General features: G+C 44.3%; 16 protein-coding genes. 13 read left to right on the top strand and 3 right to left on the bottom strand.

The window, feature by feature from the left end; translation table 11 throughout:
• Positions 1-20: 20 nt before the first annotated feature.
• The 7 genes from sipC (at position 21) to sptP (ending at position 7,027) form a co-directional block, all read left to right on the top strand.
• Positions 21-1,250 carry an SPI-1 type III secretion system needle tip complex protein SipC gene (sipC, locus tag ACLJZ5_RS13335; protein WP_000909019.1) on the top strand — a complete coding sequence of 410 codons (1,230 nt, stop codon included), beginning with the start codon at positions 21-23 and terminating at the stop codon, positions 1,248-1,250.
• A gap of 70 nt (positions 1,251-1,320) precedes the next feature.
• Positions 1,321-2,343, top strand: coding sequence for an SPI-1 type III secretion system needle tip complex protein SipD (gene sipD / locus ACLJZ5_RS13330; protein ID WP_024797823.1), 1,023 nt, complete (start codon positions 1,321-1,323; stop codon positions 2,341-2,343).
• Positions 2,344-2,361: 18 nt separating this feature from the next.
• Positions 2,362-4,419: an SPI-1 type III secretion system effector SipA gene (gene sipA / locus ACLJZ5_RS13325; protein WP_024797822.1), complete on the top strand. Its 2,058-nt coding sequence runs from the start codon at positions 2,362-2,364 to the stop codon at positions 4,417-4,419.
• 18 nt (positions 4,420-4,437) lie between these two features.
• Positions 4,438-4,686, top strand: a complete 249-nt coding sequence (locus tag ACLJZ5_RS13320) for an acyl carrier protein (RefSeq protein ID WP_001055579.1) — start codon at positions 4,438-4,440, stop codon at positions 4,684-4,686.
• Between the two features lie 43 nt (positions 4,687-4,729).
• On the top strand, positions 4,730-4,990 hold the full coding sequence (locus ACLJZ5_RS13315) for a hypothetical protein (RefSeq protein WP_072206347.1): 261 nt from the start codon (positions 4,730-4,732) through the stop codon (positions 4,988-4,990).
• Positions 4,991-5,016: 26 nt separating this feature from the next.
• Complete coding sequence (sicP, locus tag ACLJZ5_RS13310; RefSeq protein ID WP_001147852.1) at positions 5,017-5,409, top strand: chaperone SicP; 393 nt, start codon at positions 5,017-5,019, stop codon at positions 5,407-5,409.
• A complete protein-coding gene (gene sptP / locus ACLJZ5_RS13305) occupies positions 5,396-7,027 on the top strand; it encodes an SPI-1 type III secretion system effector GTPase-activating protein SptP (RefSeq protein WP_024797821.1) in 1,632 nt (543 codons plus the stop codon). Before sicP ends, sptP begins: the two co-directional genes overlap by 14 nt.
• Before the next feature lie 53 nt (positions 7,028-7,080).
• On the opposite strand, the gene iagB is transcribed toward sptP, so the two are convergent.
• From iagB to hilD, 3 genes are all read right to left on the bottom strand, one after another.
• Positions 7,081-7,563: an SPI-1 type III secretion system invasion protein IagB gene (gene iagB, locus ACLJZ5_RS13300; protein ID WP_000558930.1), complete on the bottom strand. Its 483-nt coding sequence runs from the start codon at positions 7,561-7,563 to the stop codon at positions 7,081-7,083.
• 17 nt (positions 7,564-7,580) lie between these two features.
• Positions 7,581-9,242 carry a transcriptional regulator HilA gene (hilA, locus tag ACLJZ5_RS13295; protein WP_001120085.1) on the bottom strand — a complete coding sequence of 554 codons (1,662 nt, stop codon included), beginning with the start codon at positions 9,240-9,242 and terminating at the stop codon, positions 7,581-7,583.
• A gap of 1,089 nt (positions 9,243-10,331) precedes the next feature.
• A complete protein-coding gene (gene hilD, locus ACLJZ5_RS13290) occupies positions 10,332-11,261 on the bottom strand; it encodes a transcriptional regulator HilD (RefSeq protein ID WP_000432699.1) in 930 nt (309 codons plus the stop codon).
• Between the two features lie 315 nt (positions 11,262-11,576).
• Here hilD and prgH point away from each other — a divergent pair, with 315 nt between their 5' ends.
• From prgH to orgB, 6 genes are read left to right on the top strand one after another with little or no spacing between them, the layout of a single operon-like run.
• A complete protein-coding gene (gene prgH, locus ACLJZ5_RS13285) occupies positions 11,577-12,755 on the top strand; it encodes a type III secretion system inner membrane ring protein PrgH (RefSeq protein ID WP_023213650.1) in 1,179 nt (392 codons plus the stop codon).
• A 24-nt stretch (positions 12,756-12,779) separates the two neighbouring features.
• Entirely contained in the window at positions 12,780-13,022 is a 243-nt protein-coding gene (prgI, locus tag ACLJZ5_RS13280; RefSeq protein ID WP_001143113.1) for a type III secretion system needle filament protein PrgI, read from the top strand.
• Between the two features lie 18 nt (positions 13,023-13,040).
• Positions 13,041-13,346, top strand: a complete 306-nt coding sequence (prgJ, locus tag ACLJZ5_RS13275; protein WP_000020431.1) for a type III secretion system inner rod protein PrgJ — start codon at positions 13,041-13,043, stop codon at positions 13,344-13,346.
• Positions 13,343-14,101 (top strand): type III secretion system inner membrane ring lipoprotein PrgK, encoded by a 759-nt coding sequence (gene prgK, locus ACLJZ5_RS13270; RefSeq protein ID WP_000621238.1) that lies wholly within the window; start codon positions 13,343-13,345, stop codon positions 14,099-14,101. Before prgJ ends, prgK begins: the two co-directional genes overlap by 4 nt.
• Positions 14,073-14,672 (top strand): oxygen-regulated invasion protein OrgA, encoded by a 600-nt coding sequence (gene orgA / locus ACLJZ5_RS13265; protein WP_001591231.1) that lies wholly within the window; start codon positions 14,073-14,075, stop codon positions 14,670-14,672. Before prgK ends, orgA begins: the two co-directional genes overlap by 29 nt.
• Positions 14,629-15,300, top strand: coding sequence for a type III secretion system linker protein OrgB (gene orgB, locus ACLJZ5_RS13260; RefSeq protein ID WP_000916655.1), 672 nt, complete (start codon positions 14,629-14,631; stop codon positions 15,298-15,300). Before orgA ends, orgB begins: the two co-directional genes overlap by 44 nt.
• Position 15,301 lies beyond the last annotated feature (1 nt).

Here is a 15,301-nt window from a genome sequence, read left to right as displayed (position 1 = left end):
CAAAATAAAGGGAGAAAAATATGTTAATTAGTAATGTGGGAATAAATCCCGCCGCTTATTTAAATAATCATTCTGTTGAGAATAGTTCACAGACAGCTTCGCAATCCGTTAGCGCTAAAGATATTCTGAATAGTATTGGTATTAGCAGCAGTAAAGTCAGTGACCTGGGGTTGAGTCCTACACTGAGCGCGCCTGCGCCAGGGGTATTAACGCAAACCCCCGGAACGATCACGTCCTTTTTAAAAGCCAGTATTCAAAATACCGACATGAATCAGGATTTGAATGCCCTGGCAAATAATGTCACGACTAAAGCGAATGAGGTTGTGCAAACCCAGTTACGCGAGCAGCAGGCAGAAGTCGGAAAGTTTTTTGATATTAGCGGAATGTCTTCCAGTGCCGTTGCGCTGTTGGCTGCCGCGAATACGTTAATGCTGACGTTGAACCAGGCTGATAGCAAACTGTCTGGTAAGTTGTCATTAGTCAGTTTTGATGCAGCTAAAACGACGGCAAGCTCCATGATGCGCGAAGGGATGAATGCGTTGTCCGGTAGTATTTCCCAGAGCGCGCTTCAGTTGGGGATCACTGGCGTGGGCGCAAAACTGGAATATAAGGGGCTGCAGAATGAAAGAGGCGCGCTTAAACATAATGCCGCGAAGATCGATAAACTGACTACTGAAAGCCACAGTATTAAAAATGTGCTGAACGGGCAGAATAGCGTCAAACTCGGTGCTGAAGGCGTCGATTCTCTGAAATCGTTAAATATGAAGAAAACCGGTACCGATGCGACGAAAAATCTTAATGATGCGACGCTTAAATCTAATGCCGGAACCAGCGCCACGGAAAGTCTGGGTATTAAAGACAGTAATAAACAAATCTCCCCTGAACATCAGGCTATTCTGTCGAAACGTCTTGAGTCTGTCGAATCCGATATTCGTCTTGAGCAGAATACCATGGATATGACCCGAATCGATGCGCGCAAGATGCAGATGACGGGCGATCTGATTATGAAGAACTCGGTCACGGTCGGTGGTATTGCAGGGGCGTCCGGGCAGTACGCCGCTACTCAGGAACGTTCCGAGCAGCAAATTAGCCAGGTGAATAACCGGGTTGCCAGCACTGCATCGGACGAAGCCCGTGAAAGTTCACGTAAATCGACCAGCCTTATTCAGGAAATGCTGAAAACAATGGAGAGCATTAACCAGTCGAAAGCATCCGCACTCGCTGCTATCGCAGGCAATATTCGCGCTTAATCTGAAAGGTCATCTATACGCCATCAGGGGTGTGATTTAATCGCGCTCCTGATGGCGAACTGGGGATATTATGCTTAATATTCAAAATTATTCCGCTTCTCCTCATCCGGGGATCGTTGCAGAGCGGCCGCAGACTCCCTCGGCGAGCGAGCACGTCGAGACTGCCGTGGTACCGTCTACCACAGAACATCGCGGCACAGATATCATTTCATTATCGCAGGCGGCTACTAAAATCCAGCAGGCACAGCAGACGCTGCAGTCAACGCCACCTAACTCTGAAGAGAATAATGACGAGCGCACGCTGGCGCGCCAGCAGTTGACCAGCAGCCTGAATGCGCTGGCGAAGTCTGGCGTGTCATTATCCGCAGAACAAAATGAGAACTTGCGGAGCGCGTTTTCTGCGCCGACGTCGGCCTTATTTAGCGCTTCGCCTATGGCGCAGCCGAGAACAACCATTTCTGATGCTGAGATTTGGGATATGGTTTCCCAAAATATATCGGCGATAGGTGACAGCTATCTGGGCGTTTATGAAAACGTTGTCGCAGTCTATACCGATTTTTATCAGGCCTTCAGTGACATTCTGTCCAAAATGGGAGGCTGGTTATCGCCTGGTAAGGATGGAAATACCATTAAGCTAAATGTTGACTCACTTAAAAGTGAAATAAGTAGTTTAATTAATAAATACACTCAAATAAATAAAAATACGATTTTATTTCCCTCGCAAACTGGCAGCGGAGTGACAACAGCAACGAAAGCGGAAGCTGAGCAGTGGATTAAAGAATTGAATTTACCGGCCAGCTGTCTAAAGGCGTCTGGTTCTGGTTATGTCGTACTGGTGGATACGGGGCCACTGAGCAAAATGGTTAGCGATCTTAATGGAATAGGATCGGGTTCAGCCCTTGAACTGGATAACGCCAAATATCAAGCCTGGCAGTCGGGTTTTAAAGCACAGGAAGAAAATCTGAAAACCACATTACAGACGCTGACGCAAAAATACAGCAATGCCAATTCATTGTACGACAACCTGGTAAAAGTGCTGAGCAGTACGATAAGTAGCAGCCTGGAAACCGCCAAAAGCTTCCTGCAAGGATAACAGAAGAGGATATTAATAATGGTTACAAGTGTAAGAACTCAGCCCCCCGTCATAATGCCAGGTATGCAGACCGAGATTAAAACGCAGGCCACGAATCTTGCGGCGAATCTTTCCGCAGTCAGAGATAGTGCCACAACGATGCTATCAGGGGAAATTAAAGGCCTGCAACTGGAGGATTTTCCCGCGCTGATCAAACAGGCGAGTCTGGATGCGTTGTTTAAATGCGGGAAAGACGCTGAGGCGTTAAAAGAAGTTTTTACCAATTCAAATAATGTCGCCGGTAAGAAAGCGATAATGGAATTTGCCGGGCTCTTTCGTTCAGCGCTCAACGCCACCAGTGATTCTCCTGAGGCGAAGACGCTACTAATGAAGGTGGGGGCAGAGTATACCGCGCAAATCATAAAAGATGGCCTGAAAGAAAAGTCAGCTTTTGGGCCATGGCTGCCAGAAACAAAGAAAGCGGAAGCGAAGCTGGAAAACCTGGAAAAGCAGCTGTTAGATATCATCAAAAATAACACTGGCGGTGAATTAAGTAAATTATCGACGAATCTTGTTATGCAGGAGGTGATGCCCTATATTGCCAGCTGCATTGAACATAACTTTGGCTGTACGTTAGATCCGTTAACCCGCAGCAATCTTACGCACCTTGTTGACAAAGCGGCGGCGAAGGCGGTTGAGGCGCTTGATATGTGCCACCAAAAATTAACGCAAGAGCAGGGTACCAGCGTAGGACGGGAAGCCCGGCACCTTGAAATGCAAACGTTGATACCCCTGCTGCTACGTAATGTTTTTGCACAAATTCCTGCAGATAAACTGCCCGACCCTAAAATTCCGGAACCTGCGGCTGGACCAGTACCTGATGGTGGGAAAAAAGCAGAACCTACGGGTATTAATATCAATATTAATATTGATAGCAGTAACCGTAGCGTGGATAACAGTAAGCATATTAACAATAGCCGAAGCCATGTCGATAATAGCCAGCGCCATATCGATAATAGCAACCATGATCATAGCCGGAAGACGATTGATAATAGCCGAACATTTATTGATAACAGCCAACGCCATGGCGAGTCACACCATTCGACTAACAGCAGTAACGTAAGTCATAGTCATTCGCGTGTGGATTCGACTACGCATCAAACGGAGACGGCACACAGCGCCAGCACAGGGGCAATTGACCATGGCATCGCGGGTAAAATTGACGTCACGGCTCATGCGACGGCAGAGGCTGTGACCAACTCTTCATCCGAAAGTAAAAATGGAAAGGTGGTCACGTCAGAAAAGGGCACTACGGGTGAAACCCCCTCTTTTGATGAAGTCGATGGCGTAACCAGCAAGAGCATTATCGGCAAGCCGGTACAGGCCACGGTGCACGGCGTTGATGATAATAAACAGCAAAGCCAGACGGCAGAGATTGTGAATGTGAAGCCGCTTGCCAGTCAACTGGCTGGCGTCGAGAATGTTAAAATCGATACCTTACAATCAGACTCGACGGTAATTACAGGTAATAAAGCCGGTACGACCGATAATGATAATAGCCAGACAGATAAGACTGGCCCATTTTCTGGTTTGAAGTTTAAGCAAAATAGTTTCCTCTCAACGGTACCGAGCGTTACGAATATGCATTCAATGCATTTCAACGCCCGTGAGGCGTTTTTGGGTGTGATACGTAAAGCGCTGGAGCCGGATACCTCCACACCGTTTCCTGTACGCAGAGCGTTTGACGGCTTGCGTGCGGAAATATTACCCAATGACACGATAAAGAGTGCAGCGTTGAAAGCGCAATGTAGCGATATTGACAAGCACCCAGAATTGAAAGCGAAAATGGATACGCTCAAAGAGGTCATTACTCATCATCCACAAAAAGAAAAACTGGCTGAGATTGCACTGCAGTTTGCCAGAGAGGCGGGGTTGACCAGGCAAAAAGGGGAAACTGACTATGTGTTAAGTAATGTGCTGGACGGCCTTATCGGAGACGGTAGCTGGCGAGCTGGCCCGGCTTACGAGTCATACCTGAATAAACCTGGCGTGGATCGGGTTATTACTACCGTTGATGGCTTGCACATGCAGCGTTAATTAACTGGGAAAGATGCGATGAATATGGATATTGAAGCAAGAGTCAAAAAAGTGATCACCTCCTGTATTGCCGTTGATGTTGATAGTATCAATGGTCAGACCCATCTGGTTGAGGATCTTTACGCTGACTCATTGGATTTAATTGATATTGTATTTGGTCTTAGTGAGGAGTTTGACATTAGTTGTAATGAAAACGATCTTCCGGATATGACGACCTTTGCGGATATATGCCGTGTTGTTAAAAAAAGTCTTGAGTCCAGGGTGTAGTATTTTTCTCTCGCTCGACAACAATTGAACAAGATTAATTGTTATGAAAATCATCACACACGTAGTACCCGGTTCAGGTATGGCTGCAATATATGATGATATTGCTGACAGTCCGCGTTTTGTTATTAAAGGCAAGTTACGTCATGTTGAAAATGATCCGAAGGAGCTGCTGATATGTGTTCCGATGCGTAGTGAATGGCTATTCTACTGGATTAAAGGAGAGAAATATTGCGCCCGGCGATGGGCGCGAAAAAGTATCAAGTCATTGTGTAACCAGATTAAATTTGAAGAAGCAATCTTATAAAAGATATAATTCAAGAGGAAAGTAAATTGCAAGCACACCAGGATATTATCGCTAATATTGGTGAGAAATTGGGTTTACCGCTCACTTTTGACGACAACAATCAGTGCTTATTACTACTCGATAGCGATATTTTTACGTCTATTGAAGCTAAAGATGATATCTGGTTATTGAACGGTATGATTATACCGTTATCGCCTGTTTGTGGCGATTCTATCTGGCGGCAGATTATGGTGATTAATGGTGAACTGGCTGCGAATAATGAAGGTACGTTAGCGTACATTGATGCCGCAGAGACGTTGTTGCTTATACATGCAATTACCGATCTGACAAATACTTACCATATTATATCGCAGCTTGAGTCATTTGTGAATCAGCAGGAAGCGCTCAAAAACATACTGCAGGAATATGCTAAAGTATGAGGAGAGAAAATTGAATAATTTAACGTTGTCTTCGTTTTCAAAAGTTGGTGTGTCGAATGATGCCCGACTTTATATTGCTAAGGAAAATACTGATAAGGCATATGTTGCGCCTGAAAAATTTTCGTCAAAAGTATTAACCTGGCTTGGAAAAATGCCGTTATTTAAAAACACTGAAGTGGTGCAAAAACATACGGAAAATATCAGAGTACAGGACCAAAAGATTTTACAGACATTTCTCCATGCACTAACGGAAAAATATGGGGAAACAGCGGTTAATGACGCATTGTTAATGTCCCGTATAAATATGAACAAACCCCTTACCCAACGTTTAGCAGTGCAGATCACGGAGTGTGTAAAAGCTGCTGACGAAGGGTTTATAAACCTTATTAATATCAAGGATAATGTTGGTGTCAGGAATGCCGCTTTAGTCATAAAAGGCGGCGATACAAAAGTGGTAGAAAAAAATAACGATGTTGGAGCAGAAAGTAAGCAACCTTTACTCGATATCGCGCTAAAGGGACTTAAAAGAACATTACCGCAACTGGAACAAATGGATGGAAATAGCCTGCGAGAAAACTTCCAGGAGATGGCTTCAGGTAACGGCCCGCTGCGTTCATTAATGACCAATTTACAGAATTTAAATAAAATTCCAGAGGCTAAACAACTTAATGATTATGTTACAACGTTAACAAATATTCAGGTCGGTGTAGCCCGGTTCTCACAATGGGGAACCTGTGGAGGAGAGGTTGAGAGGTGGGTTGATAAAGCCTCTACTCATGAATTAACCCAGGCTGTAAAAAAAATTCACGTTATTGCTAAAGAACTGAAAAACGTTACAGCTGAACTTGAGAAAATAGAAGCCGGCGCGCCAATGCCACAGACGATGAGCGGACCGACACTGGGCCTGGCACGGTTTGCGGTCAGCAGCATTCCAATTAATCAGCAAACCCAGGTGAAACTGAGCGATGGAATGCCTGTGCCAGTGAATACGTTAACTTTTGACGGTAAGCCTGTGGCATTAGCCGGTTCGTACCCAAAAAATACGCCGGATGCGCTGGAAGCGCATATGAAAATGCTTCTTGAAAAAGAATGCTCATGCCTGGTGGTGTTAACGTCGGAAGATCAGATGCAGGCAAAACAATTACCAGCCTATTTCAGAGGGAGCTACACCTTTGGCGAGGTGCATACCAACAGCCAAAAAGTGAGCTCAGCCAGTCAGGGAGGAGCGATAGACCAATACAATATGCAACTGTCCTGCGGGGAAAAGCAGTATACAATCCCGGTATTGCATGTGAAAAATTGGCCAGATCACCAGCCGTTACCGTCTACTGATCAGTTAGAATACCTGGCGGATAGGGTGAAAAATAGTAACCAAAATGGCGCGCCGGGGCGTAGTTCATCAGATAAGCATTTACCGATGATTCATTGTCTGGGTGGAGTGGGGAGAACCGGAACGATGGCGGCGGCTCTTGTACTTAAGGATAATCCTCATAGTAATCTGGAGCAGGTACGTGCAGATTTCCGGGATTCACGGAACAATAGAATGCTGGAAGACGCCTCACAGTTTGTACAACTAAAAGCAATGCAAGCCCAGTTGCTTATGACGACGGCAAGCTGATAAAAATATAGCTTACTTTTAGAACTATCTGAAAGTAAGCTATTTCTGTATAATTATTTGTTTACCGCGATAGAAAGTCTTTTGTTTTTCTCTTCTGCTGACATCCCTTTTAATTTTCTGTAATTCTCCCAAATTTTTTTAGCATAACGTTTCCTTATATCCGATCGTTTCGGTGACGTCCCGGCATTATAAGCGCCAACGGCCTCCCAGCTATAACCGTAGATTTTCATCATATCTGATAAAATGGATGCGCCCACAATGACAGAAATGCAGGGGTCCTGTAACAACTGTTTTTCACTAATCCCCATTTTTTTCAGCCTTTTCATATGGAAGCTGTTAATTTGCATCAGGCCAAGATCGGTTGAACCATCTCGGTTATGACCAATGGCGCCAGGTTTCATGGCTGATTCCTGCTGGGCGATAGCGTAAAGTAGTTCGGATTCAATATTGAACATTTTTTCAGCCTGAAGCCAGCAATCAGCCCATGCCGTATTTATGCTAAGCAACCAGATTACGATGATAAAAAAATAATGCATATCTCCTCTCTCAGATTTTACCGTAATTTAATCAAGCGGGGATCCTGTTTCCATCTTTTGAACCAAATATTGTCTTCGTTTTTAAATTTATTCCACATTTTCTCGGCAATAGCTTCGCCGTGGGCTACCAGCACTAACGGTAATAATCCCGGATTATTATCAATACGCTGTTCACTTTCCAGAAATTCTCTTATCGTCGGTAAGGCACGCTCACTATTCTGACAGTATTCAGCATAAAGAAGATTAACAGCAATAAGCCCTGTTATTTCCTGCGTGGATATTTCTTTAGTTAATTTTCGTGCCAGTTCATGTTTACCTTTAAGCGAAAGGAACATAACCTGCATACTTAATAATATTGGATTATCCTGCAGGTGTTGTGAGCGTAATTCATCGCCTAAACGTATAGCATCATCAATACCGGTATGATAATAGGTAATCCATAGCTTAGTGATCCCTGCGGCTGCGCGCGTTGGGTCCAATTTTAAACACTCGTTAATCGTTTGTAAGGCCTCCTCCAACTGACCAGCCATGAAGAGATTCCAGCCATAATAATATTTAATATCTGCAGAGATGGGCGAAAGTAAGTTAGCTTGTTTGAATAGCAAACTCCCGACGATGTATTCTGAATGAATCGTATTAATTAGCCCCAGTAATCCTAACGCTTGTGGATTATTGTGGTCCAGCTCTGTTGCCTTAATCGCATGTTCTTTAGCTTTGATCATGGCGTTTTGTTTATCAAAAATCCCCATTTGCGCCATGCTGAGGTAGCATTCTGCCAGCGCACAGTAAGGCGCAATGCTGTTTGGCGACATGTTAACGCATTGAGTCAGCAATTTAAGCGCTTGCTGTAAGCTATAGGGGGTATATTGATTTAACTCATGCTTACCGCGTAAGTAAACCATCGTACTGTCAATCGAATTTAGCTCGCTAATCTGCTTTGTGTCCCAGCGAAGCCCGGGAATACATCTGAGCAAAAGATTCGCAATTTTGTTTTGCAAGAGAGAAGCGGGTTGGTGTTCTATCAACTTAATGCTTTCCTGGTGCAGCAGGTGATAACCTTTAACCCGAACTATCTCGATCTGTACAATATTATCATTACCATCGGGTATCATCTGCCCGGAGATATAATAATCGGGGCGTAATTGATCCATGAGCTCAAGAATATCCTTAACACTGCGGCAGTTCTTCGTAATGGTTACCGGCAGCACGCTCAGGCCAAAGGGCGCATACTGCGATAATCCCTTCACGATAGAGTAATGCAGACTCTCGGATTGAACCTGATCCTGCATCTGAAAAGGAAGTATCGCTAATGTATGAGTCGTAGGTTGCGGCGCTGGCGGAGACACCACTACGACCGGACGATTAAACCGATAGCCCTGTCCGTACAGTGTTTCAATGTAACGATGCTCTTTATCTTCCGACAGAATACGTCGTAAGGCATAAATACAGCGGGTAAGAGATTCTTCGTTAACTTCCGCGTCGCCCCATACCTGGTCCAGTAAGGTGTTTTTACTCACAATCTCGCCGGCGGCTTCGAGCAGGATGACCAGAACGGCATATTCTTTTGGCGGAATATTGACTTTCTTTTCTGAGCGTAGCAGGGAGCCGTCCATGTTGAGTATGAAATCATCAAAGACGAATTTTTTATTAGATACAGGAACAGGATTAAAATGTGGCATGATAATAGTGTATTCTCTTACAGGGTGAAAAGTTATAATAGTTAATACAAGTCGTTAGGATAGAATCTACGGTTTCAGTAATTCTGCTATTAGTACTAACGGTCAGGTTGAGCTTTTATTATGAGCTTAATGTCATATTCTACGGGCTCGGGTTTATATGTTTTTAACATTTGATTATTTAGCTTATGTCTGTGCTTTAAATAACTGACATGTTGGTAATAATATTGTTATAACTAACCGTGATTATCGAATGGACGCTGCCGTATATCCTGGTGCAGAGAGGGGCAGAGCCGGGCATCTAAATATTTACATATTTAACTTGGCCTCATTGCTATAGAGATTAGTTTTGTAGCTATCTTACTGCATTTTTTTGGGGTGTAAATGCTGCTTATTATATCTTCATGGTTAATGGTCTGATAATTACACCATCAGAACTATTTTTCTCGAAGGTTTCCACTAAATGACCATTCGTTGAAAGTTTAAGAGTGTAATTTGTCTTAGGTGTCAAAATATAAATGAAAGACCATTTTTAATGGTGCGCTTATTTTTATATTTTTTTGCAAAATAATGATATCGTCTTTTCTTTACTCCCTTCAGCTATAAAGTCAAAAGGCAGGAGGGTTATGAGCAGTATCATCCTCAGGCTGTCCCCCAGGCATTATATCGATATCAGGAGGAAGAGAAGAGGTATGCCAGGCAGAAGCTAACAAGCGTGACTGTTTCGGTGTAGACCGTTCAGGCAAATAGTTCCCAGAGGGAACGGATGATGTATAAATATGAATAAAATGCCGGCCTTAATCCACAGGGTTAAAGCCGGAAGGAGATAGTGTCATCTGGATGGATTGTTACGCTGTGAATAAGGCAATATCGATTTACCAGTCATCATAGCGATGACAAGTTCACAAAAATCGTGTTATATAATCAGCCTTACTTTAAATTACCAGAGATATCAGTATAAGCTGTCTTCCTGACAGAACAATGATATTGAATAGCCTCCCATCCTGATATAGCGTGTTAATGCGCAGTCTGAATTTTAAATTATTACAATTTTAATAAAAATCTTTACTTGAGTGACAGATACAAAAAATGTTAATGGTTCGCCATTTTTATGAATGTCGATGGCGTAGTTTTAAAATATTTTTTGAAACATTGAATGAAGTAGGACGTGCTGTCATAACCACATTTTAATGCTACAGCATTAACATTATGGTTGCCTATGCGTAAAAGTTTTGCTGCCTGATTCATTCTTGCCGATAAGTAGATGTCGCTAAAGCTGGTACCTTCTTCTGCAAGTTTCCGTTTGAGCGTTGACGTACTCATAAATATATGATCGGCAACATCCGTAAGCTTCCACTGTCTACTGGGTGACGAAGATATAATGTTGTAAACGCGCTCCTTTAACGTTATCTGAGCCGAGCTAAGGATGATCTCATAACTCTCCGGGAGTCGGAGAAAAGCAGTAAGCAGGAACAGCAGAAAATAAGGAATTAACTCTTCATTTTCAATACAACTTTTGTTGTTACAGTTACTGCAACCTTTGCTTGTATCCTTCGTACAGGAGAACGCCGTTTTCAGATGTTCAAATACCTCTCTTCTGGCAGGAAAGTCAGGCGTATAGAAGATTTTCTGCGCTTTCTCTGTGGGTACCGCCATTTTGGTTTGCTGCTCGTTTGGGATAAGTGCATAGAGAGCGCCAAGTCGTTGCGTCGGTATCTCGAGTATATCGAAATCCATGTGGCCATTGACCTCTTCAAGCGTCACGTTAACTACCTGCTCTTTTTTGAGCACCAACATCCCAGGTTCGTCACAGTAAATCGTATCGTGATTATTGCTAATCGTCAGTTTACCGCTCCGAAAGCAAACTAAAGTGAAACTGCTTACATAAAGATTTTTGATGGTAACCTGCTGAGTCTGACTTTTAATTTGCTGCCGGGTATTTGTCAAAAGTGATTTTAATTTCTGTAAGTTATCTGCGGCAGGACGCTGATGACTATTACTTACAAAGGTTACATTTTCCATATTATCCCTTTGTTGATGTTATTTTAATGTTCCTTACTGGTATCCTACTGAAAAAATCTGAGTTGTAAATGCTCTTTATTAGCGTGTGTTGGCAATGGTCTGATTGTTACACCAAAAGAACCCAAATTTGGGTAATTTATCTACAGTAGTTTAAGCCCCAATGGGGATGATGGTTCTTTTAATATGTGTTGAGACGTATTATACAGAATAAATTGATTTTATTTCTCACTTTTCATTCTATTTTCATCAGGAATCCCTGTGTCCTGTGCGGTAATCTGCTGCTATCGAGAACGACAGACATCGCTAACAGTATATATGGAAACATCAAAAGAGAAGACGATAACAAGCCCAGGGCCATACATAGTTCGATTACTTAACAGCTCACTGAACGGCTGTGAGTTTCCATTGCTGACAGGCCGAACACTCTTTGTGGTAGGTCAGAGTGATGCGCTCACTGCTTCAGGCCAACTCCCTGATATACCTGCCGATAGCTTTTTTATCCCGCTGGACCATGGCGGAGTAAATTTTGAAATCCAGGTGGATACGGATGCGACCGAAATTATACTCCATGAGCTGAAAGAAGGAAATTCTGAATCTCGTTCGGTGCAATTAAATACACCAATACAGGTCGGTGAATTGCTTATCCTGATTCGCCCGGAAAGCGAGCCGTGGGTGCCCGAGCAGCCTGAGAAGTTAGAAACGTCTGCAAAAAAGAACGAGCCGCGTTTTAAAAACGGAATTGTAGCCGCACTGGCCGGGTTTTTTATATTAGGGATTGGGACGGTAGGGACGTTGTGGATACTTAACTCGCCGCAGCGGCAGGCCGCAGAGCTCGATTCGTTATTGGGGCAGGAGAAGGAGCGCTTTCAGGTGTTGCCAGGACGGGACAAAATGCTCTATGTCGCTGCGCAAAATGAAAGAGATACGCTGTGGGCTCGTCAGGTTTTAGCGAGGGGCGATTATGATAAAAATGCGCGAGTGATTAACGAAAACGAAGAAAATAAGCGTATCTCTACCTGGCTGGATACCTATTATCCGCAGCTGGCTTATTATCGGCTTCATTTCGATGAGCCGCGTAAACCCGTTTTCTGGCTAAGCCGCCAGCGAAACACGATGAGCAAGAAAGAGCTCGAGGTGTTAAGTCAAAAGCTGAGAGCGCTAATGCCCTACGCGGATTCGGTTAACATCACGTTGATGGACGATGCTACCGCCGCAGGCCAGGCGGAAGCGGGGCTAAAACAGCAGGCGTTACCTTATTCCCGCAGGAATCATAAGGGGGGCGTAACGTTTGTTATTCAGGGGGCGCTCGATGATGTAGAAATACTCAGAGCTCGTCAATTTGTCGATAGCTATTACCGCACATGGGGAGGACGCTATGTGCAGTTTGCGATCGAATTAAAAGATGACTGGCTCAAGGGGCGCTCATTTCAGTACGGGGCGGAAGGTTATATCAAAATGAGCCCAGGCCATTGGTATTTCCCAAGCCCACTTTAATTTAACGCAAATAAGGAAGTCATTATGCCAACACCTTGGTCAGGCTATCTGGATGAAGTTTCAGCAAAATTTGATACGGGCGTTGATAATCTACAAACGCAGGTAACAGAGGCGCTGGATAAATTAGCAGCAAAACCCTCCGATCCGGCGCTACTGGCGGCGTATCAGAGTAAGCTCTCGGAATATAACTTGTACCGTAACGCGCAATCGAACACGGTAAAAGTCTTTAAGGATATTGATGCTGCCATTATTCAGAACTTCCGTTAATCAGTTATAAGGTGGATTATGTCGATTGCAACTATTGTCCCTGAGAATGCCGTTATAGGGCAGGCGGTCAATATCAGGTCTATGGAGACGGACATTGTCTCGCTGGATGACCGGCTACTCCAGGCTTTTTCTGGTTCGGCGATTGCCACGGCTGTGGATAAACAGACGATTACCAACAGGATTGAGGACCCTAATCTGGTGACGGATCCTAAAGAGCTGGCTATTTCGCAAGAGATGATTTCAGATTATAACCTGTATGTTTCTATGGTAAGTACCCTTACTCGTAAAGGAGTCGGGGCTGTTGAAACGCTATTACGCTCATGATTCGTCGATATCTATATACCTTTCTGCTGGTAATGACCCTTGCCGGCTGTAAGGATAAGGATCTTTTAAAAGGACTGGACCAGGAACAGGCTAATGAGGTCATTGCCGTTCTGCAAATGCACAATATAGAGGCGAATAAAATTGATAGCGGAAAATTGGGCTATAGCATTACCGTTGCTGAGCCTGATTTTACCGCTGCGGTGTACTGGATTAAAACTTATCAGCTTCCTCCCCGGCCACGGGTGGAAATAGCGCAGATGTTCCCGGCGGATTCGCTGGTATCGTCTCCGCGAGCTGAAAAGGCCAGGTTATATTCGGCTATTGAACAGCGACTGGAACAGTCATTACAGACGATGGAGGGCGTGCTCTCCGCCAGGGTCCATATTAGTTATGATATTGATGCTGGTGAAAATGGCCGTCCGCCAAAACCTGTTCATCTGTCGGCATTAGCCGTATATGAACGAGGTTCGCCGCTTGCGCATCAGATCAGCGATATCAAGCGTTTCTTAAAGAATAGTTTTGCCGATGTGGATTATGACAACATTTCTGTTGTGTTGTCAGAACGTTCTGATGCCCAATTACAGGCTCCCGGCACACCAGTAAAACGTAATTCTTTTGCAACCAGTTGGATTGTGTTGATTATTTTGTTATCCGTGATGTCAGCAGGCTTTGGCGTCTGGTATTACAAAAACCATTATGCCCGCAATAAGAAAGGCATAACGGCTGATGATAAGGCGAAATCGTCAAATGAATAGGCAGCCATTACCCATTATCTGGCAAAGAATCATTTTTGATCCGTTATCGTATATCCATCCTCAGCGGTTGCAGATAGCGCCGGAAATGATTGTCAGACCCGCCGCCAGGGCGGCGGCAAATGAGTTAATACTGGCGGCATGGCGGCTTAAGAACGGAGAAAAGGAGTGTATTCAAAACTCACTGACGCAGCTGTGGCTGCGTCAGTGGCGCCGACTGCCGCAGGTAGCGTATTTACTCGGTTGCCATAAACTGAGAGCCGATCTGGCAAGGCAGGGAGCCTTGCTTGGCCTGCCGGATTGGGCGCAAGCATTTTTGGCAATGCATCAGGGAACAAGTTTATCTGTCTGCAATAAGGCGCCGAATCACCGGTTTTTACTTAGCGTCGGGTATGCACAGTTAAATGCCCTGAATGAATTTTTACCTGAATCTTTAGCACAGCGTTTTCCTTTGCTTTTTCCTCCATTTATTGAGGAGGCATCGAAGCAGGATGCTGTAGAAATGTCAATTTTGCTACTGGCCTTACAATATGCTCAAAAATATCCCAATTCCGTCCCCGCTTTCGCCTGTTGAGGGGATACTGATAAAGCGTAAAACGCTGGAACGTTATTTCTCTATTGAAAGATTAGAACAGCAGGCGCATCAACGGGCTAAGCGTATTTTGCGAGAGGCGGAAGAAGAGGCAAAGACCTTGCGGATGTACGCCTATCAGGAAGGTTACGAGCAGGGAATGATAGACGCGTTACAGCAGGTCGCCGCTTATCTTACTGATAATCAGACAATGGCCTGGAAGTGGATGGAAAAAATACAGATTTATGCCCGCGAGTTATTTTCAGCTGCGGTCGACCATCCCGAAACGCTTTTAACCGTCCTGGATGAGTGGCTAAGGGATTTCGATAAGCCTGAGGGGCAACTTTTTTTAACACTACCTGTTAATGCGAAAAAAGATCACCAAAAACTGATGGTGTTGCTTATGGAGAACTGGCCTGGCACTTTTAATCTTAAATATCATCAGGAACAGCGCTTTATCATGAGTTGCGGCGATCAGATCGCAGAATTTTCACCTGAACAATTTGTTGAAACGGCAGTAGGCGTCATTAAGCATCATCTTGATGAACTTCCACAAGACTGCCGGACGATTTCTGATAACGCCATTAACGCACTTATTGATGAATGGAAGACAAAAACGCAAGCATTGTAAA

The sequence above is a fragment of the Salmonella sp. 5800 genome (assembly GCF_046558195.1).
GTDB lineage: Bacteria > Pseudomonadota > Gammaproteobacteria > Enterobacterales > Enterobacteriaceae > Salmonella > Salmonella enterica.
The sequence above is the reverse complement of the archived record's forward strand: the minus strand, read 5'-3'. Positions and strand labels throughout refer to the sequence as shown.